We start from the raw sequence: 20,260 nt of genomic DNA on the forward strand, positions 1-20,260 counted from the left end.
GAAAAGGAGAGAACATAAATGAAAAAAGCAACCAAGGGAATCCTCGCCATAGCAATTGTCGGGATGGGGGTCTTTGCTTCGCAGGCGATGGCAGACGGCGTTTCCGGTGTCCCGGGCTCAGCGGATGATCCGGTCGTCACCAAAAGCTATGTGGATCAGCAAATTCAAAAAGCTCTTGGCGGAGGCGCAGGCACAGGCGGTGCATCCGTCTCGACGGGGTTGACAGTGGTTGAGCTGCACCCGGGGCAGACGCTGTACGGTTTTGAGGGTACGGAATTTATCGTCCGTACGGGAAAAGTACAAGCAGTAGCCGGCGATAAAGGCGATGGCTTGACAGATATTACCGAGGGCAAGGACCTCCGAGCGGGAGCTCAGGTCGCTGCCAATCATCTGCTCTTGATCGCCCGTTCGGACAATCGCGGATTGCGCTTGAATGCAAACTACAATGGTGTCGCGCACATTATGGTTCGCGGTAAATACGAATTGCGCTAAGCGCTTATTGACACCGGCTATAAAAACGATTATTCTATTATCCGTAATGGATACTCTTATCCAGAGCAGGCGGAGGGACTGGCCCCATGAAGCCCGGCAACCGACTCGAGCGGTGCTAACCAGCAGAACGGATACCTGTTCTGGCCGATAAGAGGGTAGGGAACGCAAACACCAAGCACCTTTTCCTCTAAAACAGGAAAAGGTTTTTTTTTGCTTGTGCCTTCGTCTAATAAGAACCTGTTTCGGCTACCACACTATTTGTATGAGGTCAAAGGAGGTAGTACACATGTCTTTGCAAAAAGGTCGTCGTCTGTTTACTTCTGAATCCGTCACCGAAGGTCATCCGGATAAGATTTGTGACCAAATTTCCGACTCTATCCTGGACGCCATTTTGTCCAAGGATCCAAATGCTCGCGTAGCATGCGAAACTTCCGTTACCACTGGTCTGGTACTCGTGGCAGGGGAAATCACCACGAACACGTACGTGGATATTCAAAAGCTCGTCCGTGACACCATCCGTGAAATCGGATATGATCGCGCTAAGTTTGGTTTCGATGCCGACACTTGCGGCGTTCTGACCGCTATCGGCGAGCAGTCTGCCGATATCGCCCTCGGTGTAGACCAGGCGCTGGAAGCCCGCGAAGGGAAAATGACTGATGCTGAGATTGAAGCGATTGGTGCCGGCGACCAAGGTCTGATGTTTGGTTTCGCCTGCAACGAGACTCCTGAACTGATGCCTTTGCCGATCAGCATGGCTCACCAGCTGGCTCGCCGTCTGACCGAAGTGCGTAAAAACGGCACTTTGAGCTACCTGCGCCCAGACGGTAAAACACAGGTGACTGTAGAATACGACGGCGATAAGCCGGTTCGTATTGATACGATTGTTATTTCTACCCAGCACGCTCCGGAAACCACTCTGGAACAAATCAAGAACGACCTGATGGAGCACGTGATCAAGCCTGTCGTGCCAACAGAGCTTCTGGATGCCGAGACCAAATACTTCATCAACCCGACTGGCCGTTTTGTTATTGGCGGACCACAAGGGGATGCCGGTTTGACAGGCCGCAAAATTATCGTCGACACCTATGGCGGATACGCTCGTCACGGCGGTGGTGCTTTCTCCGGAAAAGACCCGACAAAAGTGGACCGCTCCGGCGCATATGCAGCCCGCTATGTAGCGAAGAACATCGTCGCTGCCGGCTTGGCTGAAAAATGCGAAGTACAAGTGGCCTATGCAATTGGTGTCGCACAGCCAGTGTCCATCAGCGTAGATACATTTGGGACCGGCAAGATTGCCGAGGACCAATTGGTAACACTAATCCGCAAGCATTTTGATCTTCGTCCTGCAGGTATCATCAAGCAGCTTGACCTGCGTCGTCCTATCTACAAGCAGACAGCGGCATACGGCCATTTTGGCCGCAACGATCTGAATGTGCCGTGGGAGCGCACAGATAAGGCAGAAGCGCTCAAGCAGGATGCAGCAGGGCTGTCCAAGTAAAGACCAAGCGCGAGAGCCTAGTGATACACACTAGGCTCTTTTTCTGTCATTGAAAACGGATTTCCTCTATATTTTTAAGAAGACTAGGCCTTAAGACTTGCGGCAAACTGCTGGAATTCAGTTCATAAAGGAATCCGTTCGTATATGTCGAAATTCCTATATAGGCATAAAGGAGGGAGTTTTTTGTGCCGAAGAGGTGGCCCTTCTTTCTCGTATTTTTCATTGCGCTAGGGCTCGTTGTGACTGCCGGACTGCCCGATACTGCCTCTTTTTTTAAAGAGGAGGCTCCAAAAGTGCAACCTTTCCCCCATGTCACTACGTCTATAAGCACAAGCGAGGAGCAATCGGCTGCACCACAGACAGAAAAAAAACGGGAAGAAGCAGCGTCCTCCAAGCTCTGGTATAGAGATCGGGTAGTCGTATTGACGTACCATCATGTGACCGACGATTCTGACCAGCGCTATGTTATTGGGGCGGAGCAGTTTAGAGAGCATATGACGTTTTTATTCGAGAACAATTTTCATCCGATATCACTGGCGGAATTTGTGCGTTTTGTCGAGACAGGAGTTTTGCCCACTGAGAATGCAGTCTTGCTTACATTTGATGATGGGTATGAAAGTTATTACACACATGCTTTTCCCGTAATGCAGCAGTATCGGTTCCCATCGGTCAACTTTGCCATACTTGGACGATTGCGGGATACCGAGGAGCGAAAGAGAGAAAAAATGACCACGCCGCTATCCCGTCCGCAAGTGAAGGAAATGCTGCAGACCGGGTTGGTGGAGATCGCTTCTCATACATACAGTCTTCACGACGAGAGGGCCCGCAACGAATGGGGAGATCTGGGACCGGAGACAGCACCTGTGTACATGGAGGAGCTCAAACGGCTCGAAGACGAACAAGAATACCGCAATCGCCTTTACGTAGATTTTACGATGTCGCGGGTCGGCTTGAGCGATCTGGTGGGCAAGCAGGTGCAAGCTATTTCCTTGCCGTTTGGATACAGCAATGACATCGTACTGGACATAGCCAAGCAAGCGGGCTACCGATTTGTCTTCAATTCAAATCGAGGTGTGGTAACGGCCCAGGTGAATCCGCTTTCCATCCCCAGATACGATGTCGGGATCAGGGAAATGGATGTGCCCAAGCTGCAGGCGCTGTTCCAGACGGTCAAAAACGAGGTAGAAGGAGATCAATAATGAATCAGGCGATCAGTATTACCATGTTGGATGGTGTGATCAATCGCACGATCGAGACGGTAGAGACGAGCAAATCGCAAATATTCGAGATCGCCGAAAATGCCAGGCAAGAAGGAAATTCCTTAAAACATGATTTGCATGAATTGCGGCAGGAAATAGCGAAAGTGATAAGCAAGGTAGATGAACTGGAGCTCTCCTACCGAAGGGCGCGAGCGCGCCTGGTGTTGGTTAGCCGTAATTTTCAGACATACACAGAGGAAGACATCCGCATCGCTTATGAAGAAGCCAACCGTATTCAGGTAGAATTGTCCATTTACCGGGAACGGGAAGACAATTTGAAAAAGCGGAGAAACGATCTGGAGAGGCAGCTTCGCACGCTGGAGGAAACAATCGAGCGAGCAGAAAAGCTGGTTACGCAGATGGGGGTTGTGCTGGGGTACTTGACCGGCGACCTGAGCAAGGTAGGGGAAGCTCTGGAGGAGGCCAAACAGCATCAGCTGATGGGTCTGAAAGTAATCCAGGCGCAGGAAGAAGAGCGGAAGCGGGTAGCGCGTGAAATCCATGACGGGCCCGCTCAATCCATGGCAAACGTCGTGCTGCGGTCTGAAATTGTCGAAAAGATGCTGAAAAATGAACGCATTCTGGAAGCGCAGATGGAGCTGCACGAATTGAAGGAAATGGTCCGCCTCAGTCTGGCTGACGTCAGACGGATTATCTTTGACCTTCGGCCCATGGCATTGGATGATCTGGGGCTGGTCCCGACGCTGCAGAAGTACATTCAGACGTATGAGGACCGCACGAAAATCTCCGTTGATCTGGTTGTCTTTGGCGTAGAGCAGCCGCTGAAAAGCTCTGTAAAGGCTGCGATGTTTCGACTGGTGCAGGAGTGCTTGAACAATGTTGAAAAGCATTCCGGGGCCAGTATGGTTCAGGTAAAAATTGAATTTCAGGAAAATACGTTGCGCCTAGTGGTCAAGGATGACGGAATCGGCTTTGATCAGGCAGCACAAAAGGCCAAGGGAGGCTCCTACGGGCTGCTCGGCATGAGAGAACGTGCCCAGCTGCTTGAGGGAACGATGGAATTGCAGTCTTCCCCTGGAGAGGGAACAAAGGTCATGTTTCAAATACCAGTCAAATTCTGAAGCAAGAGTGTACAGGGAGGATGAAATATGGAGAAGGTACAGCAAGAAATTCGCATCGTTATTGTGGATGATCACCAACTGTTCCGTGAGGGTGTCAAGCGTATTTTGGAAATGGAAAAGGACTTTCAAGTCGTGGGAGAGGGCGCTGACGGAGAAGAAGCTTTCCGTCTGGCCGAGGACCACAAGCCCGACGTAGTCCTGATGGACATCAACATGCCAAATGTGAGCGGTGTTTCCGCTGCGGAACAAGTTATTTCCGTAAGTCCCGGCACTCGCGTCATCATGCTGTCGATCCACGACGATGAAGGATACGTATATCGTACGCTTCGCTCGGGGGCGTCAGGCTACTTGCTGAAAGAAATGGGCACGAACGATCTCGTCGAAGCGGTGCGTGTCGTCGCTTCGGGTGGAGCATACATACATCCAAAGGTAACCGGCAAGCTGATCGAGGAATTCCGCCGGTTGAGCGAGCAGGAAGGAACGAATGATCGCGGTATAGCCGTGGATGATGCGGAACCAATCGATCCGAAGGTAATTGAGTCGCTCACCCGCCGTGAACGCGAGGTTCTCCAGCTGATGGCGGAAGGGAAGAGCAACCGTGCGATCGGGGAGTTCCTGTTTATTAGTGAAAAGACGGTGAAAAACCACGTCAGCAGCATTTTGCAAAAGCTGAGCGTGCAGGACCGTACGCAAGCTGTAGTTATTTCCATCAAGAATGGCTGGGTAAAACTGTAGAGCAGCTTCTTTTCTGCTTGTGATTTGCCGTTTGGCAGCACCGTGTCCAAGCTATCCCGCATACCTTGATCGTAAGAGGAGGTATGACCGTGATGGAAGAGCTGGTCGTGTGGTTGCTGGCGGCATATGGGTGCTCCTCTTTACTTGTGGGATTGGCGAATTTCTGGATCAGGCGGACGACAAAAGATGTCCCTCCGACTTACGAGCACTATCGATTGCTGCTGTTCAATTCGGGGGATGTGGTGGAGCAAGCTGTCAGGAAGCTTCAATTCCACTCGTATTTGCGAGGAACCCCTATTTGCATTTCGTATCAAGATGATGGATCGGTTGACGATACCATCCGGATCATGACGGTGTTGGAACGGACAGACTACCCGTGCAGGGAAGATCGGGAAGGCGCGTTCGGCGAGCCCGTCATGACCATAGATCTTCGCCAGAAGGGCGAACAGGAGCGCGCGCAATAGCGCGCTTTTTTGCGTTTTCAGAGGGCTCTTGCTTTTCTATGAGAGTTCCAATGGGATTTCCGTAGAGATTTCTTTGCATCCCCTGCAGTCTTTTTGCAAACTGTCCATAACAACAATCGGCGGGGGTTGAGTCTATGCGGGAATACTTGCTCTACATCAAAGTGTCGGGGGGAGCGGCGCAAGCCCATATCACGCCGTGCTTTCAGGTAGATCAGGCATTTTGGCGGGAAAGGGAGGGGGCACAGCTGTATGTGATCGGCAAAAGCAAGTCACTGGCTCTCGCTTTTTCCCTGCGCGGAGAATTGAACAATGCGCTTGGAGATCATGCGTTTACGGAAAAAAGCGTGGACAGCTATCGCGCTCTCGCCTCCGCTCACGTGAGAGAGGCTACTGTATTATACGGCAAGCAGGCAGCAGGCATGACTCCGATTGAAAAGGAATGGTTATCGCTTGAAAGTGTGGGGGGGAGCGGAGAACAAGCAGACACGCTTCCTTTGTCGCCTTCAAGCAAAGATACTTTGGAAGACACCGATGAACTGAAACGCGAATCCGAACGGCTGCTTGCATGGATGAGCGGGCGCGCTCTTTTGTGGGACGAGGTCGGTGTTCTTTTAAACAAAAAGGGATGGGCACCAAGGTCGCTGGAGTACTGCTTTCAGTGGATCGTCTTATCGGGAAAAGCAGAGCGGAGGCCGGGAATTGAGTGGAGAATAAGGAGGAGCTGGCTGCGACATCGCATGCTGTTCACGTGTGCGAGGTGCGGATCGGAGCAAACGATCGTGCTGACGCGCTGCCATTCATGCAGACAGGGGTGTGCCTACTGTACAGAGTGTCTGGATATGGGGCGAAGCAAATGCTGCACACCGTATTTCTGTGTCCCGAGGCAAAAGGCAAGCCAAGCTTATGAAGCTGTAAGTCCCGGAAAACTCTGTGAGCGGACGGTAAATCGTGGTTTCACCGGAGAGCGAATGGCGGGCACAAGCTATGAACGGAGAGCAGCTCTTCTCGACTGGCAAGGCACCTACTCGCCGATGCAAAAGATGGCTGCGGAAAAAGCGCGCCAGTTCGTTGCCTCGGACAGGCCGGGCCTCGGCGAGTTCTTGCTCTGGGCCGTATGCGGAGCGGGCAAGACGGAGCTGCTGTTTCCGTCAGTGGCTGAGACCTTGCGAGCTGGTGGACAGGTATTGATTGCTACTCCGCGAAAAGATGTGGTGCTCGAGCTGGCTCCACGGATCGCGAAAGTCTTTCCAAATGCCCGGGTGATTGCCGTCCACGGTTCCAGTACAGAAAAATGGGAGGACAGCGACATTACGATAGCGACCACCCATCAAGTCATGCGGTTTTATCATCGATTCCCGCTCGTTGTGCTTGACGAAGTGGACGCCTTCCCCTACCACAATAATCCGGTCTTGTACCGCGTCGTATCGCGAGCGGTACAGCCCGGCGGCAAGATTTTGTACTTGAGCGCGACACCTCCGCGCTACCTGCAAAAGCGCTTGGTGCCCAAGCGAGCTCAATCGCATATGCATTCCCGGACGCATGTTCTTTTGCCGGGCAGGTATCATGGCTCGCCGCTGCCCGTCCCACTCGTTTGTACGGTCAGGGGATTGCATAAACATCTGTCAGCCGGCCGCTCCATTCGGCCTTTGCTAGAGACGCTGGCTGCGTCGCTGGATGGCGGACGCCAGGTCTTTGTGTTTGTCCCGCGAGTCGACCAGGTGCCCGTTGTTCTCGGTTATTTGCAACGGAGACTGCCGGGATACAGCCAAGCGATGGCAGGAGTCCATGCGGCAGATCCGGAGAGAGAGGAGAAGGTTCGCCTCTTTCGGGCCAAGCAATTGCTGGTAATGGTAACGACGACGATTCTGGAACGAGGGGTGACCATTCCACGCAGCGATGTCATTGTCGTCGGTACGGAAGCTCCTGTCTTTGATGAGGCATCACTCGTGCAAATTGCGGGTCGAGTGGGCAGGTCTAGCGACGCGCCAAGCGGTACAGTGCTTTTTATCGAAGAATACCGGACATCCGCTTCCCGAGCGGCGATTCGGCAGATCAATCGGATGAACCAGCTTGCTGCCAGTCTGCAGCAGGCAGGAGGACAGTCATGAGCGGGGCCGCCTGTGTAAGCTGCGGTGGAATCGTTTCGGGACGACGCCGTGAAGAGCTCGTCGGGCGATGGAGTCGCGCTCTGTCACGGCCAGCCACATACCCCCGGATCTATCGGCTGGTCGACAGTCTGCCGTTGTGCAGCAGTTGTCTGGCAGAATGGCAAGTGATTGGCACTCTCATCTGTGAGTGTTGCGGTCGGGATATGGTTAATCAGGTGAGAAACGGGGAAAAGATGTATCAGTCCCCAATAGGAGCTGACTTCAGTCAGCAGGAGAGGAGGGTGTGCAAGGATTGCCTGGCTGTTCAGGAGAAAGGGAATTCTCTTCTGCGAAACAGAGGGCTGCTGCCCTATGACGAGTGTGGAAAGGCAATGCTCAGTCGCTTTAAATACCGCGGAGACGAGCGGATGGCTGCTTTCTTTAGCGCCTTGCTGGCCATTGAATACTATCGCAGCTATCATTCAGCGGGATTCTCCTGCCTGTCGGAAGTGCCTCTGCATGAAAGCAGGCTGTCTGATAGAGGGTTCAATCAGATGGAGCTGGTAGCGGATGGACTTTCAAAACAGATTGGCATACCGTACATTCCCCTGCTCAAACGATCAAAGCAGACGGCCAAGCTCAGTCAGCAGCGCGGCAAGAGAGAGCGGGAGGAGAATATGCGAGGGGCCTTTACCTGTATGTATACAGGCAGCCAAATCGGTGGAATCATCAGAAAACAGGCTCGCGAAGTCTTGATTGTTGACGATATTTATACGACTGGTTCCACATTGCGAGCGTGTGCTGCAGCGATTCGGGAAGCGCTGGGTCATACCTGTCAGGTGTCTGCTCTTACCTGCTTTCGATAACCCTGTAATGTATTTGTCCTTTTTGGAACAATCAGCGTTTCTTCTTGTACATTCGCCATTTTTCGATATGATGGTAGTACATCCAGTTTTTATCACGAATGAGACTCGGATCGGTTAAAGGAGTTGTCTTTATGTCTCTGGGCAAACTTTCCAACTGTTCGCGCTGCGATGCCCTGTTTGTACAGACTGTCCGTGATATTTGTCCCAAATGCTATCAGGCAGTGGAAAAGGAATACGAAGAGTGTGCCAGGTTTTTGCGGAAACGAGAAAATCGGGGAGCCAACATTCATCAGGTAAGCGAGGCAACAGGTGTCAGTGTCAAACAGATTACCAAATTTATCAAAGAAGGGCGCATCTCCATCGAGGGAAGCCCCAATCTTGGCTATCCTTGCGAAAGCTGCGGGTTCTTGATCCGCAGTGGAAACCTCTGCGATTCTTGTGTTCGCAGTCTGCAGCACGATATTACCCAGCAAAGTGAAGTAGACCGCAGATTGGAAGAGGAAAGACGGGAGAAACTCGCACAGGCCGCTTATCGAAGAAGGGCGAAACCTGGCGAATAGTTTTCGCGAAAAAACCTAATCGACCAAAGGGAAATTGCCGATGATACTACTAAGAGACAGTATCGTCGGTTTTCTTTTTTTCGTTCTCCCTATAGATGAAACGGCAGCGATGCGGAGACGAATGGATTGCCAAGTTTTTTCGGTTTGAGAGGATGGGTAATAGATGCGAATTAACGAACCTAATCGCACAGGCATGATCAATGCATACAACAACACGGGAAAGGCTCCGGCGGCCAAAAACGGGCGTATCCCGATGGGCAAGGACGAGGTCAACATCTCGAATGAGGCGCTGGAAATGTTGAAACAGGTGGAAGACCCCCAGTCTCCTGAACGGAGAGAAAAGGTAAACAACCTGAAGAAGCAGGTGGAAGAAGGAACGTACAAGGTCCCAAGCGACAAGATCGCAGAGAAGTTCCTCTCCTTCTGGCGCAAGCTGTAGGGACCATCAGACCACTTGGGTGGAGGGAGCAGCATGACGAAATGGAGCAACCTCTACGAGCTGCTCGACAACTTGATCGAGCTGCATAAGGCGTTGCAGACGTTAGCGGTGCAAAAAAAGGAAGTCTTAATCAAAGGCGACGTGGATCAACTGCTGGCCATTACCACTCAGGAGAAAAAGCTGATCAAAGCCGTGAGTGCGGCCGAGGACACGCGCCAATCTCTCGTTGCCCAAATGTTTGCCGAGCAAGGCATTCACCGCGACAACGGCACCCTGGCGGAATTGATCAAGCTGACGACCAGCCCGGAAGAGAAGGCCCGCTTGATGAAGGCTCGGGATGAGTTGACACGGATTGTTTCCGAACTGCGAAAAGCGAACGAATTGAATCAGCAGCTGCTCGAGCAGTCTCTTTCATTTGTAAATATGACTCTGGATCTGGTGACAGACTCGCCGGAGGATGACTTTTTTTACGGCAGGACTGCCAGGTCGGATGGGTATCGAAATCATGCACGGACGTTTTTTAACAAAAAGGCATGATGAAAATAAAGTAAAGAGGTGCCGATATGCGCTCTACCTTTCACGGAATAGAAGTAAGCAAGCGCGGATTGTTCGCGCAGCAATCTGCCCTGAACACGACGGGACACAACATCTCAAATGCGAATACGGAAGGATATACGCGTCAGAGAGCCAATATGCAGGCGACCACGGGGCTTCCGTACCCTGGAATGATGGCAACGATTGAACCAGGCCTGCTGGGAACAGGGGTCAATGTCGTAAGCTTGCAACGATTGCGGGAAGATTTTCTTGATGCGCAATTCAGAAATGAGAACAAGCGTCAAGGCTACTGGGACGGCCGACTGGAAACGTTGGAAAAGCTGGAAGGCATTATGAACGAGCCATCTGATACCGGACTTCAAAAGGTAATGGACCAGATGTGGCAGGCATGGCAGGATCTTGCCAAAGACCCGACCAACACGTCGGCACGAGCTGTCGTCAGGGAGCGGTCGAAGGCGGTTGCCGATACGTTTAACAGTCTGTACAAGCATCTGGAAGAAGTGCAGAGGGACCTCAATAACGTGGTAGGCGTTAAGGCTATGGAGATCAACTCCCTCGGACAGCAGATTGCCAGTCTGAACCGTCAAATCGGAGATATCGTACCGCATGGCTATACGCCGAATGACCTTTATGACCAACGAGACGTTCTGCTCGACAAGCTGTCCAAATTGGTCGAAGTGAAAGTGACGCCGGCTGCCAACGGCATGGTAAACGTTACGATCGAGAACAGAAACTTCGTGAACGGAATTGAGTCCCAGCCAGTAGCGACACAACAGAATGCCAACGGGTTGCTAGATATGACGCTGGAGGGCGGCGTATTTGTGCCAACGACAGGGTATATGGCTGGCGTGTACGAGTCCCGGAATCAAATCGTTCCCAATCTCATGCACCGCTTGGACGTACTGGCGATCAACCTGACCAAAGAGATTAACGAGGTCCACCGAAAAGGCGTCAGTTTAAACGATATGAAAAACGGGGGATCGCAAGACTTGCCGTTTTTTGTAGATGTCACCACTCCGGCAGGAGGAAAGGACTATCCAAAAGGGGCAGGGACGATCACAATTAATCCGGCGATCCTGGCAAGCCTGGATGCGATTGCAGCCGCACAGCCGGAAACCGGAGGAAGCGCAGCCGGAAACAACAAAAACGCTCTCGCAATCGCGGCAATCAAATTCAAGGTGCTCCAACCCGGTCCAGGACCCAATGATTTGAAGGAAAGCTCTTCTCTAGACGACTATTACCGTTATACAATCGGTCAGTTGGGTATTGACGCCCAAGAGGCGGTGCGGAATCAACAAAATGCCGAGATGATTGTAGGAACGATTGATAACCAGCGCCAATCCGTATCTGGAGTATCCATTGACGATGAAATGGCCGAATTGGTGAAATACCAGCACGCATACACCGCTTCCGCACGTGTCATGACAAGCATGGATGAGATTTTGGATAAAGTGATCAACGGAATGGGTCGAGTGGGCTTGTGATTTTTACAGCTTAATTGAAATGAGGGAATTAACATGGCCTTGCGTGTCACGCAAAACATGCTGAACAGCAACATGCTGCGCAATTTGCATAAATCGATGCTGAATATGGACAAGATGCAGCAACAGCTGGCATCCGGAAGGAAGATTAACCTCCCTTCCGATGACCCTGTAGTGGCGACCAGGGGAATGTTCTATCGTTCTTCCCAGATGGAAAATGATCAGTATAAGCGCAACGTCAATGAAGCGATGTCTTGGATGGATTTGACCGACAAGACGTTGGATGAAGTGGGAAACGTCATGAAGCGTGTCAGCGAGCTGCTTGTGTATTCCGGCGACGGAGCCGCTTCACCGGATGATTTAAAGACCATGGGAGCGGAAATAGCGGAACTGAAAAAACATCTGGGGACGCTTGCCAACCAAACGATAAACGGCAAGTACATCTTTGCCGGTACCGAAACAGACAAGGCTCCGTACGATGAAACGGCAAATGGCGGAAAAGGGGACTTTATCAACAAAAACAGTTCGGAAGTGCTTCTCGAATTGAGTCAGAATGTATTTGCTGCCGCCAATATCAATGCCCAAAAGATTTTCAATTACCCGGATAACGCGGGGAATATGTTTAAGGTGCTGGACAATATCATTGAAGAGCTGAGCAGCGGAAGGTCAGCAACTCAATTTCAGGACGAGATTTCCCAGCAATATGACAATCTTCTGGCCGAACGTGCAACATTGGGAGCGCGTGTCAATCGCATCGAATTGATTGGAGAGCGCCTGAACGTACAGGAAGTAAACATAAAGGAATTAATGTCCCAAAATGAGGATGCAGACATCGCCGAGGTCATCACCAACCTGAAAACACAGGAAGGCGTACACCGGTCTGCCTTGGGTGCTGGTGCACGGATCATCCAGCCGACATTGCTGGACTTCCTGCGTTGACCTGAGTGAAGGGAGGTTGGAAGGATGCAGTTGCCGCACATACGGATGCAGAGCACCTTCGTCCAGCTTGGATTGAACATACGAAAGCCTGTTCAGGAAATTGAACAGCCTCGCGCCGAGATGAATTTGCGCCAAGAGCCCGCAGTTCTCACAATCCAGCAAGGCCGAATGGAGATGTCTCTCGATGCGAGTCAGGCCCGCAGCAACATCGGCATCATGACAAGCATGGAATTTAGCGACAACATCGCTTCCTACGGAAGGTCAAAGCTCATGGAAGCGATCGGTCAAATCAGCTACGAAGGCGATACGATGATGCGGATCGAATCCGGGGGGAATCCCATTGCCGATCTGGCTCTGGACAGAGGAATTTTGCTGAGAGACGGCTACACGCCTCCGGCTGCTTCCCTGGATGAGGGTGTGCACGTACAGTTTGAAAAGAAACCGGTCGTGATCGATGTAAAGCGAAACGGGATGAGGATGGATCCGGTCCTGAAGCCGCCAGTCCATACGTATACGCCCGGAAAAGTAGAGCCTTACATCCTGAAATGGCCAAGCCTTCAGATGGAAGCGGTAGGCATTTTTGTTGATCGAAGCGTATAAGCGAGGGACGATTATGAATGCAAACCAACAGGTGGAATTGGGCAAACTGTTTTTTGAGGATGGAATACCAGGGTTTGGCGATCTGCAGTTTTTCCTGCTAAAGCAGGAGGAGGAAAGTCCGTTTTTTTTGATTCAATCTGCCGAAGAAGAAGAAGTCGGATTTTGGGTAGTCAATCCCTTCGTCTTTTTTCCGGAGTATGAGTTTTCCCTGACGGAAGCAGCGAAAACGGTGCTCAGCATCGAAGAGGATACACCAATCGGAGTTTTTGTCATTATTACCGTAAGAGAAAATCAGGTAACGGCCAACCTGAAGGCTCCGATCGTCGTCAATCTGGGAAAACGCATGGCTAGACAGGTGATATTGCAAGATGACCGTTATTCCATTCGCCAGCCGTTGCTAGAACCCAGAGCGGCCGTGACAGAGTAGGTGGTGAGCCAATGCTCGTTTTATCCCGCAAAAAAAATGAATCGATCATGATTGGCGACACCATTGAAATCAAAGTGATCGCCGTAGAGGGCGATACAGTCCGCATAGGGATTGAAGCCCCACGCAACGTCGAGGTATACCGCAAGGAGATTTACGAGGCAATTCAAGAAGAAAACAGACTGGCCACCCAGCACCAAACGGACTGGGCCAAGATGAAAGAAGTACTCAGGAAAACACAACCGGGTGATGATCAATAAAAAGATCGTCACTTTTTTGTTTTTCTGAAGAAAAAAGTAGAAAAAACACTAAAGGTCCTATGACCCTATTCCGATAATAGAAATGTAGGGAAAAGGTCGCAAGCGCGCGATTGCGATGATTCCCAATTACTTGCAGCAGTCACAGGGACGTGACTGCCGAAAATCAAGGAGGAAACAGAAATGATTATCAACCACAATATTTCTGCAATGAACACTCACCGTCAACTGGGCGTAAACACTGGCTCTTTGGCGAAAAACGTTGAGAAGCTGTCTTCCGGCTACCGCATCAACCGCGCTGCTGACGACGCTGCTGGTCTTTCCATCTCCGAGCGTATGCGTGCACAAATCCGTGGTATGGAGCAAGCTTCCCGCAACTCCCAAGACGGTATCTCCCTGATTCAAACTGCTGAGGGCGCTCTGCAAACTGTAAACAACATGCTGGTTCGCATTAAAGAAATCGCTACTCAATCTGCGAACGGTACTTACGGTAACGATGCTGACCGCGCTCGTCTGCAAGAAGAGCTGGCTGAATTGAATAAAGAAATTACCAATATCCAAGACAATACCAAATTCAACGGTATTGATCTGTTGAACTCTACTGGAAGTGGAAAAATCAGCTTCCAAATCGGTGAAGGTTCTACACAAACACTGGATCTCGACCTGAGCAAGTTTTCTCTTAAAGGATCCGGTGGTGTTTCTGCCACTGTAGCTAGCTGGAGCATTGCTACTCAATCCGGCGCTCGTTCCGTTCTTGCTGGAATTGAGGATGTTATTAACAAGGTGAGTGCTGCTCGTTCCTACTTGGGTGCGAACCAAAACCGTTTGGAAAACACTATTAACAACCTGAACATTACTTCTGAAAACTTGACTGCTGCTGAGTCCCGTATCCGTGACGTAGATATGGCGAAAGAGCAAATGCAGTTCACGAAGAACAACATTCTTACTCAAGCTTCCCAAGCAATGTTGGCTCAAGCTAACCAATTGCCACAAGGTGTACTTCAATTACTGCGCTAATATACATCTTTATGTAACAGAGAAACTCCCTCCTTGCCATTTGGCAGTAGAGGGAGTTTCTCTGTTAACGGGCTTTTTTAGCCACTTCATAAAAAATAGAGGCCATTTATCCGATAATAATATTGAAGAGTGCATGGAACAGAATGGAGGAGACAACTTGGAAGCATGGATAGCCGAGAAATTGTTTGTATACGAGAATAACGAGTCGGGTGTAAAGCAACTATTTGTTGATATTAACATTTCTTTAGAAAAAAATGATTCATTTTTAGACATCGTCATTGTGGATGGAACAGAGGTTTTGGATAACCATGAAGAATATATATTATCCCATATCAAGCAAATTAAAAGAATCGATATACTACTTAAGTCGAACAAACAATTTATTAGGGAGCTACACTCTTCTATTGATGAATATCTAACAAGAGCTTTTCCAGAACTTGATAAGCTAGCGACCGAATTTTATCAGGGCACGACTACTGATACATGGGGAAAAGTAGGGCATTTGATGGAAGCCTTAGCTTGGATTCACCAAACGCTTCAGTTTATTGCTTGGAAAGCTCAGTCATTCAAAACAGTTTACTCTGATTTCAGCTTGGAGGAAGAGTTGAGAATGTTTGAGCAAGCTTTGAAAGAAAAGGATTACGTTCTTGCTGGAGATATCATACAGTACGACATCATAACAAAAATACATAAATTGCATGTTGTAAGTAAGAAAGTTTTGGATGAAGAGGTAAATAAAAATGTGCTTAGTTGAGAATATTTCCTTTCTGAAAAAATACTTTCCATTGGTGTGGGAGGAGGTCAAAACGGTTGAAAACACACCGGAACTAGAATCTTATCTAATAGAAGAAGCGAAAAACCATGAACTAACGATTTATATAAAATCCGAAGACGATCATTGTCATTATATTCATTCCAGATATAATCCGAGAAACGAAGCAGTAAAATTTCTCGAACAGTATGAGATAAAAGAGAATCAGCATGTTTTTTTTTATGGAGTAGGTTTAGGGTACCTTCTTAGTGAGTTTTTAAGGAAATATCCACAGGTTTCGTACAGTATTTATGAGCCATCTCCTTATATTTTTTATCAATATATGTCTAAGAAGAGTCTAAAAGAAGAACTAACAAGACTCCCAGAAAACATCTATGTTGAAGGAATAAACTCTAATCCTACTAAATTTGCCAGTCATTTTGTAAATCAGCAGCCAGGTGATGTGGAATTTATCTTTCACCCGTCATATGAGAAGGCTTTCGCAGAAAAACACAAATTTTTTATTGAAAGTTTTCTAAATGTCGTAGGAGAGAAAAGGCATACTTATCACATTAATTTGTTGTTTGAGAAAAGATGGGTACTAAATAGCTTAAAGAACCTTCCGTTTACCTTATCCACAAATAATATCTTCGAGAAAAAAAAACATTTCCAAAATAAACCTGTTTTATTAGTGTCTGCAGGGCCCTCTTTATCGGAGGAGATAGAGAACTTGCGCTATATCAAGCAAAATGGTCTTGCTTACATTTTTTCCGTCGGTTCTGCAATTAATTCGTTAATAGAATGTGGTATTCACCCGGATGCGACTTGCAGTTTTGACCCTAAAGTAGAGAATGTGGTCGTTTTCCAGAAGATTATTGATCAAAACATAGATAGCATCCCTCTTATTTTTGGCAGTACGGTTGGATATGAATCGTTAGAACAGTATCCAGGTCCTAAGACTCATATGTTGATTGATCAAGATACAACTGCAGGATACTTGTTAAAATCGGATCATCAAGAAAACTTGTATTTCCTAAAAGATACACCATCAATTGCTATCATTGTCTTGCAATTGCTCCATAAACTTAACTGCAAACAAGTCATATTAGTTGGACAGAACTTTGCTTATAAAAATAATCGAATGTATGCTGAAGGCATTGAATATGACTACCGTCCCACTAACCTGACTAAGGAAGAAGAAAATGACGCAATACAGGTGGAAGATGTTTTAGGCAAACAGGTTTACACAAGCCCTGGACTTAACAGGATGAGACTCTTAATGGAGATGTTCATTAAAGAAATAAAAGATATAGAAGTCATAAATACTACGAAAGGTGGGGCCAATATAAAGGGCACCCATTTTATTCCACTTGATGAAGTGATAAAAACAAAACTGACTGAACAAGTGGTTGAACGAGATTGGTTTATTAATGAACAAGGAAAAGCAAGTTATGATTTGGATCATACGGAGAAGAGGTTAAGACAATTAAGGAGAGATGCTGAGGAGCTGCAAGAGTTACTGTCAAACTTAGATAGTCTTGTAAAAAAGATGGCCAGAGAGGCCGATTTTGGGAATAGCTCAGGTTTGTTTTCCGTTTTTACGAAATTTGATCGTGTCTTTAACGGTTTGGAGAAAAATAAATGTTATGATTTAATTATCAAACCCATGAATAGGGTTCGCATATCCTTGATTGCAAAATTACTTTCTGACTTGCGCTTTGAACAGAACGAATTTGTAAAGGCTCGTAGGGTAAAGAAACAGCTTCCGCATTTTATACTTGAATGCAGTATGGATTTGATTGAAGTTAGAAAAGTATTAGACCAACTTTTAGAAAGTGTTAAAAACATTCGAGGTGCTTCTAATATTCAACTAGAGCGGGTGAAAAAATGAGAGAGATTACTATAGGAAATAGGAAGGTTGGACCAAATCATCCTCCTTTGGTTATAGCCGAAATTGGGATTAACCATGAAGGAAGCTTTGAAAAAGCGATACAAATGGTTGATGATGCGTTTGAAGTAGGATGTGAGTGTGTAAAATTTCAGACTCATGTGGTCCATGACGAAATGGTTCCCAATAATGTTATTCCTGGAAATGCTGAAGAGTCCATATGGGATATCATGAGTCGGTGTGCACTTTCAAAAGAGGAGGAATATCGTTTAAAGGAATACACCGAGTCAAAGGGGATGATTTTTTTAAGTACACCATTTTCTCGGGCTGCTGCTGTTCAACTAGAAGAGATGGGAGTTGTGGCCTACAAAATAGGTTCAGGTGAGTGCAACAATTACCCCTTAGTGGAGCATATAGCTCGTTATCGAAAACCAATTATTTTAAGTACGGGTATGAATGATATCAATAGCATCAAAAAATCAGTTGATATTTTACGAAAGTATAATACACCGTATGCATTGTTGCATTGTACAAGTATATACCCTACTCCCTATGACAAAGTGCGATTGGGAGCTTTGGAAGAGTTAAGGGATACGTTTCCGGACGCAGTTTTAGGGTTATCGGATCACTCCTTATCCAATTACCCTTCTTTTGGAGCGGTAGCTTTGGGGGCAAGTATTCTTGAACGACACTTTACCTCAGATAAAAACTGGCCTGGACCGGATATCCCAATTTCCATGGATCCGAAGGAACTAAAGGAATTGATTGAAGGCAGTTTTGCTATCTTTCAAGCAATCGGAGGGAGAAAAGAAATATTGGAGGCAGAACAGCCGACTATTAACTTCGCGTACGCATGTGTGGTGACATTACGTGATATCGAGGCTGGTGAGGAATTAACGATGGAGAATATATGGGTGAAGAGACCGGGAACTGGTGAAATTAAAGCAGAGCATTTTAATAGTCTTTTAGGAAAAAAGGCAACAACAAATATCAAAAAAGACGAACAAGTTCGATGGGAGTATATAAGTGAATAAAAAGATAATGTTTCTGACAGGTACACGTGCGGATTTTGGTAAGTTAAAATCTCTCATTCGTGCTGTTGATGATTCTCCATTATTTGAATGCTCTATTTTCGTAACGGGGATGCATACCCTCTCACGATATGGGTATACGGTTGAAGAAGTCTATAAAGAAGGGTATAAAAATATCCACACGTTTATGAACCAAATCCATGGAGAGCCCATGGATTTGGTTTTAGCCAACACTATTGGTGGATTGTCGCGCTTTATTCATGAAGACAAACCTGATCTGATTGTTGTTCACGGAGATAGAATAGAGGCCCTTGCGGGAGCTATTGTTGGTTCACTAAATAATATTTTGGTGGCCCACATTGAAGGCGGGGAATTGTCAGGAACAATTGATGAATCTATTCGTCATTCCGTCTCGAAGTTATCCCACCTTCACTTTGTGGCAAACAAGGAAGCTGCTACTAGATTGGAACAACTTGGAGAAAAAACTGAAAACATTTATATTATTGGTTCACCTGATATTGATATTATGCTTTCAGACAAATTACCATCTCTTTCAGATGCTCAAAAACGCTATAATATTCACTTTGAAAATTTCGGTATTGTTTTATATCATCCAGTGACAACGGAAATTGAGCATATGCGGGAATATGCGAATAACCTGGTAAGGGCATTAATCGACAGTGGTCATAACTATGTAGTCATTTATCCAAACAATGATTTAGGTAGTAATGACATTTTAGCGGAATACAAGAAGCTGGAAAATAATCACCGCTTTAGGATCTTTCCATCTTTGCGGTTTGAATATTTCCTAACTTTATTAAAGAATGCGCAGTTTATTATTGGTAATTCTAGCGCAGGTATTCATGAGGCACCGGTATTTGGTTTGCCCACAATCAATATTGGTACGAGACAGCGAAACCGCTTCTTTCACAACTCCATTTACCATATTTCAAATGACTATAGCGAGATCATTCAAGCTACAAGGAATGTCTTGAAAACGGTCAGGAGAGAGCCGTGTTTTAGTTTTGGTTTTGGTAATAGTACGGAGCTGTTCATGAAAGTTCTGGAGGAGGGGGCAATATGGCAGACTTCGAAGCAAAAGCATTTTCAGGAATTGATTCCGAGATAGTGAAATCGAAGATCATGGCAATAATTCCTGCACGCGGGGGTTCCAAAGGAGTATATCGAAAAAACATTCGCCATATTGCTGGAAAACCTCTCATATCATACACAATCGATGCAGCTTTAGCATGTCCTTTGATCGATCAATGTATCGTAAGTACTGAGGACGAAGAGATTAAGCGGATTAGCCTAGAGGCAGGAGTTAAGGTAATCAATCGCCCTTTGGAACTGGCAACCGACACCGCATTGTCAGAAGATGTTGTTCGCCATGTATTGGAGAATTGCATGGCGAAAGGGGATCTACCAAAATATTTTGTACTCCTTCAACCAACCTCTCCGATGCGCAACGAAAAACATATAACTGATTGCATAGATTTTAGCATGAAGGTTCATTCTCGATGCACAGTCAGTGTTACCGAGGTAGAACACCATCCTTACAAGACTTTTTATGAGGAGAATGGAATCCTTATTCCATTAAAAAACAGACAGAGTTTAAGTAAACCTAGACAGCAATTGCCAAGTGTTGTCCGGCAAAATGGCGCCATCTATTTTATGGAGACGGTCGCTTTCTTGGAACAGAATTCATTCTTTGTTGATCCGGTACTACCTTACTATATGGATGAGAATAGTAGTATAGATATAGACTCGGAGCGAGATTTTCTTTTTTGCGAAATGCTTATGAGTCGATCATCTGACTAATTTAAGATAAGAGT

22 protein-coding genes and 1 riboswitch are annotated in these 20,260 nt (G+C 47.4%); all 22 genes read left to right on the forward strand.

Annotated elements, in window-relative coordinates; all coding sequences use genetic code 11:
* Nucleotides 1-18 precede the first annotated feature (18 nt).
* The 22 genes from V5G20_RS03565 (at nt 19) to V5G20_RS03670 (ending at nt 20,246) form a co-directional block, all read left to right on the forward strand.
* Entirely contained in the window at nt 19-492 is a 474-nt protein-coding gene (locus V5G20_RS03565; protein ID WP_003388342.1) for a hypothetical protein, read from the forward strand.
* Nucleotides 493-545: 53 nt separating this feature from the next.
* Nucleotides 546-646, forward strand: a riboswitch (SAM riboswitch).
* Between the two features lie 138 nt (nt 647-784).
* The gene (gene metK / locus V5G20_RS03570; protein ID WP_003388340.1) at nt 785-1,990 is read left to right on the forward strand and encodes a methionine adenosyltransferase; all 1,206 of its coding nucleotides are present in this window, start codon (nt 785-787) and stop codon (nt 1,988-1,990) included.
* 185 nt (nt 1,991-2,175) lie between these two features.
* Entirely contained in the window at nt 2,176-3,189 is a 1,014-nt protein-coding gene (locus V5G20_RS03575; protein ID WP_122958759.1) for a polysaccharide deacetylase family protein, read from the forward strand.
* Nucleotides 3,189-4,331, forward strand: a complete 1,143-nt coding sequence (locus V5G20_RS03580; RefSeq protein WP_003388338.1) for a sensor histidine kinase — start codon at nt 3,189-3,191, stop codon at nt 4,329-4,331. Before V5G20_RS03575 ends, V5G20_RS03580 begins: the two co-directional genes overlap by 1 nt.
* A 27-nt stretch (nt 4,332-4,358) precedes the next feature.
* The gene (locus V5G20_RS03585) at nt 4,359-5,066 is read left to right on the forward strand and encodes a response regulator (RefSeq protein ID WP_003388337.1); all 708 of its coding nucleotides are present in this window, start codon (nt 4,359-4,361) and stop codon (nt 5,064-5,066) included.
* A 92-nt stretch (nt 5,067-5,158) separates the two neighbouring features.
* The gene (locus V5G20_RS03590; RefSeq protein WP_003388336.1) at nt 5,159-5,530 is read left to right on the forward strand and encodes a hypothetical protein; all 372 of its coding nucleotides are present in this window, start codon (nt 5,159-5,161) and stop codon (nt 5,528-5,530) included.
* Between the two features lie 134 nt (nt 5,531-5,664).
* The gene (locus V5G20_RS03595) at nt 5,665-7,638 is read left to right on the forward strand and encodes a DEAD/DEAH box helicase (protein ID WP_251255284.1); all 1,974 of its coding nucleotides are present in this window, start codon (nt 5,665-5,667) and stop codon (nt 7,636-7,638) included.
* Complete coding sequence (locus V5G20_RS03600) at nt 7,635-8,483, forward strand: ComF family protein (RefSeq protein WP_172921182.1); 849 nt, start codon at nt 7,635-7,637, stop codon at nt 8,481-8,483. Before V5G20_RS03595 ends, V5G20_RS03600 begins: the two co-directional genes overlap by 4 nt.
* Before the next feature lie 131 nt (nt 8,484-8,614).
* Nucleotides 8,615-9,043, forward strand: a complete 429-nt coding sequence (locus V5G20_RS03605) for a TIGR03826 family flagellar region protein (protein WP_003388331.1) — start codon at nt 8,615-8,617, stop codon at nt 9,041-9,043.
* Nucleotides 9,044-9,206: 163 nt separating this feature from the next.
* Entirely contained in the window at nt 9,207-9,482 is a 276-nt protein-coding gene (gene flgM / locus V5G20_RS03610) for a flagellar biosynthesis anti-sigma factor FlgM (protein ID WP_003388330.1), read from the forward strand.
* 33 nt (nt 9,483-9,515) lie between these two features.
* Nucleotides 9,516-10,019: a flagellar protein FlgN gene (locus V5G20_RS03615; protein ID WP_338463164.1), complete on the forward strand. Its 504-nt coding sequence runs from the start codon at nt 9,516-9,518 to the stop codon at nt 10,017-10,019.
* Nucleotides 10,020-10,045: 26 nt separating this feature from the next.
* The gene (gene flgK / locus V5G20_RS03620; RefSeq protein ID WP_327970423.1) at nt 10,046-11,521 is read left to right on the forward strand and encodes a flagellar hook-associated protein FlgK; all 1,476 of its coding nucleotides are present in this window, start codon (nt 10,046-10,048) and stop codon (nt 11,519-11,521) included.
* Nucleotides 11,522-11,554: 33 nt separating this feature from the next.
* Nucleotides 11,555-12,457: a flagellar hook-associated protein FlgL gene (gene flgL / locus V5G20_RS03625; protein ID WP_327970424.1), complete on the forward strand. Its 903-nt coding sequence runs from the start codon at nt 11,555-11,557 to the stop codon at nt 12,455-12,457.
* A gap of 24 nt (nt 12,458-12,481) precedes the next feature.
* Complete coding sequence (locus V5G20_RS03630; protein WP_327970425.1) at nt 12,482-13,057, forward strand: DUF6470 family protein; 576 nt, start codon at nt 12,482-12,484, stop codon at nt 13,055-13,057.
* Nucleotides 13,058-13,070: 13 nt separating this feature from the next.
* On the forward strand, nt 13,071-13,484 hold the full coding sequence (fliW, locus tag V5G20_RS03635; RefSeq protein ID WP_338463165.1) for a flagellar assembly protein FliW: 414 nt from the start codon (nt 13,071-13,073) through the stop codon (nt 13,482-13,484).
* 11 nt (nt 13,485-13,495) lie between these two features.
* Entirely contained in the window at nt 13,496-13,741 is a 246-nt protein-coding gene (gene csrA / locus V5G20_RS03640; RefSeq protein WP_003388324.1) for a carbon storage regulator CsrA, read from the forward strand.
* A 180-nt stretch (nt 13,742-13,921) separates the two neighbouring features.
* Nucleotides 13,922-14,755, forward strand: a complete 834-nt coding sequence (locus V5G20_RS03645; protein ID WP_327970426.1) for a flagellin — start codon at nt 13,922-13,924, stop codon at nt 14,753-14,755.
* Nucleotides 14,756-14,912: 157 nt separating this feature from the next.
* Nucleotides 14,913-15,509: a hypothetical protein gene (locus tag V5G20_RS03650; protein ID WP_327955763.1), complete on the forward strand. Its 597-nt coding sequence runs from the start codon at nt 14,913-14,915 to the stop codon at nt 15,507-15,509.
* A complete protein-coding gene (locus V5G20_RS03655) occupies nt 15,496-17,397 on the forward strand; it encodes a motility associated factor glycosyltransferase family protein (RefSeq protein ID WP_327955765.1) in 1,902 nt (633 codons plus the stop codon). Before V5G20_RS03650 ends, V5G20_RS03655 begins: the two co-directional genes overlap by 14 nt.
* Nucleotides 17,394-18,428, forward strand: coding sequence for an N-acetylneuraminate synthase family protein (locus tag V5G20_RS03660; protein WP_327970429.1), 1,035 nt, complete (start codon nt 17,394-17,396; stop codon nt 18,426-18,428). Before V5G20_RS03655 ends, V5G20_RS03660 begins: the two co-directional genes overlap by 4 nt.
* On the forward strand, nt 18,421-19,554 hold the full coding sequence (gene neuC, locus V5G20_RS03665) for a UDP-N-acetylglucosamine 2-epimerase (protein ID WP_327955767.1): 1,134 nt from the start codon (nt 18,421-18,423) through the stop codon (nt 19,552-19,554). The genes V5G20_RS03660 and neuC overlap by 8 nt, the downstream gene beginning before the upstream one ends.
* On the forward strand, nt 19,506-20,246 hold the full coding sequence (locus V5G20_RS03670; RefSeq protein ID WP_327955769.1) for an acylneuraminate cytidylyltransferase family protein: 741 nt from the start codon (nt 19,506-19,508) through the stop codon (nt 20,244-20,246). Before neuC ends, V5G20_RS03670 begins: the two co-directional genes overlap by 49 nt.
* Nucleotides 20,247-20,260: the final 14 nt, after the last annotated feature.

It is taken from the genome of Brevibacillus borstelensis (assembly GCF_036700025.1).
GTDB lineage: Bacteria > Bacillota > Bacilli > Brevibacillales > Brevibacillaceae > Brevibacillus > Brevibacillus borstelensis.

What these genes read in the sequence shown, in the direction of transcription:
- V5G20_RS03645 (WP_327970426.1), top strand. Translation starts at nt 13,922, where the DNA reads ATGATTATCAACCACAATATTTCTGCAATGAACACTCACCGTCAACTG.
- V5G20_RS03590 (WP_003388336.1), top strand. Translation starts at nt 5,159, where the DNA reads ATGGAAGAGCTGGTCGTGTGGTTGCTGGCGGCATATGGGTGCTCCTCT.
- V5G20_RS03600 (WP_172921182.1), top strand. Translation starts at nt 7,635, where the DNA reads ATGAGCGGGGCCGCCTGTGTAAGCTGCGGTGGAATCGTTTCGGGACGA.
- V5G20_RS03670 (WP_327955769.1), top strand. Translation starts at nt 19,506, where the DNA reads ATGGCAGACTTCGAAGCAAAAGCATTTTCAGGAATTGATTCCGAGATA.
- V5G20_RS03655 (WP_327955765.1), top strand. Translation starts at nt 15,496, where the DNA reads ATGTGCTTAGTTGAGAATATTTCCTTTCTGAAAAAATACTTTCCATTG.
- V5G20_RS03615 (WP_338463164.1), top strand. Translation starts at nt 9,516, where the DNA reads ATGACGAAATGGAGCAACCTCTACGAGCTGCTCGACAACTTGATCGAG.
- V5G20_RS03565 (WP_003388342.1), top strand. Translation starts at nt 19, where the DNA reads ATGAAAAAAGCAACCAAGGGAATCCTCGCCATAGCAATTGTCGGGATG.
- V5G20_RS03605 (WP_003388331.1), top strand. Translation starts at nt 8,615, where the DNA reads ATGTCTCTGGGCAAACTTTCCAACTGTTCGCGCTGCGATGCCCTGTTT.
- V5G20_RS03580 (WP_003388338.1), top strand. Translation starts at nt 3,189, where the DNA reads ATGAATCAGGCGATCAGTATTACCATGTTGGATGGTGTGATCAATCGC.
- flgM (WP_003388330.1), top strand. Translation starts at nt 9,207, where the DNA reads ATGCGAATTAACGAACCTAATCGCACAGGCATGATCAATGCATACAAC.
- V5G20_RS03585 (WP_003388337.1), top strand. Translation starts at nt 4,359, where the DNA reads ATGGAGAAGGTACAGCAAGAAATTCGCATCGTTATTGTGGATGATCAC.
- csrA (WP_003388324.1), top strand. Translation starts at nt 13,496, where the DNA reads ATGCTCGTTTTATCCCGCAAAAAAAATGAATCGATCATGATTGGCGAC.
- flgL (WP_327970424.1), top strand. Translation starts at nt 11,555, where the DNA reads ATGGCCTTGCGTGTCACGCAAAACATGCTGAACAGCAACATGCTGCGC.
- flgK (WP_327970423.1), top strand. Translation starts at nt 10,046, where the DNA reads ATGCGCTCTACCTTTCACGGAATAGAAGTAAGCAAGCGCGGATTGTTC.
- V5G20_RS03660 (WP_327970429.1), top strand. Translation starts at nt 17,394, where the DNA reads ATGAGAGAGATTACTATAGGAAATAGGAAGGTTGGACCAAATCATCCT.
- V5G20_RS03595 (WP_251255284.1), top strand. Translation starts at nt 5,665, where the DNA reads ATGCGGGAATACTTGCTCTACATCAAAGTGTCGGGGGGAGCGGCGCAA.
- fliW (WP_338463165.1), top strand. Translation starts at nt 13,071, where the DNA reads ATGAATGCAAACCAACAGGTGGAATTGGGCAAACTGTTTTTTGAGGAT.
- V5G20_RS03630 (WP_327970425.1), top strand. Translation starts at nt 12,482, where the DNA reads ATGCAGTTGCCGCACATACGGATGCAGAGCACCTTCGTCCAGCTTGGA.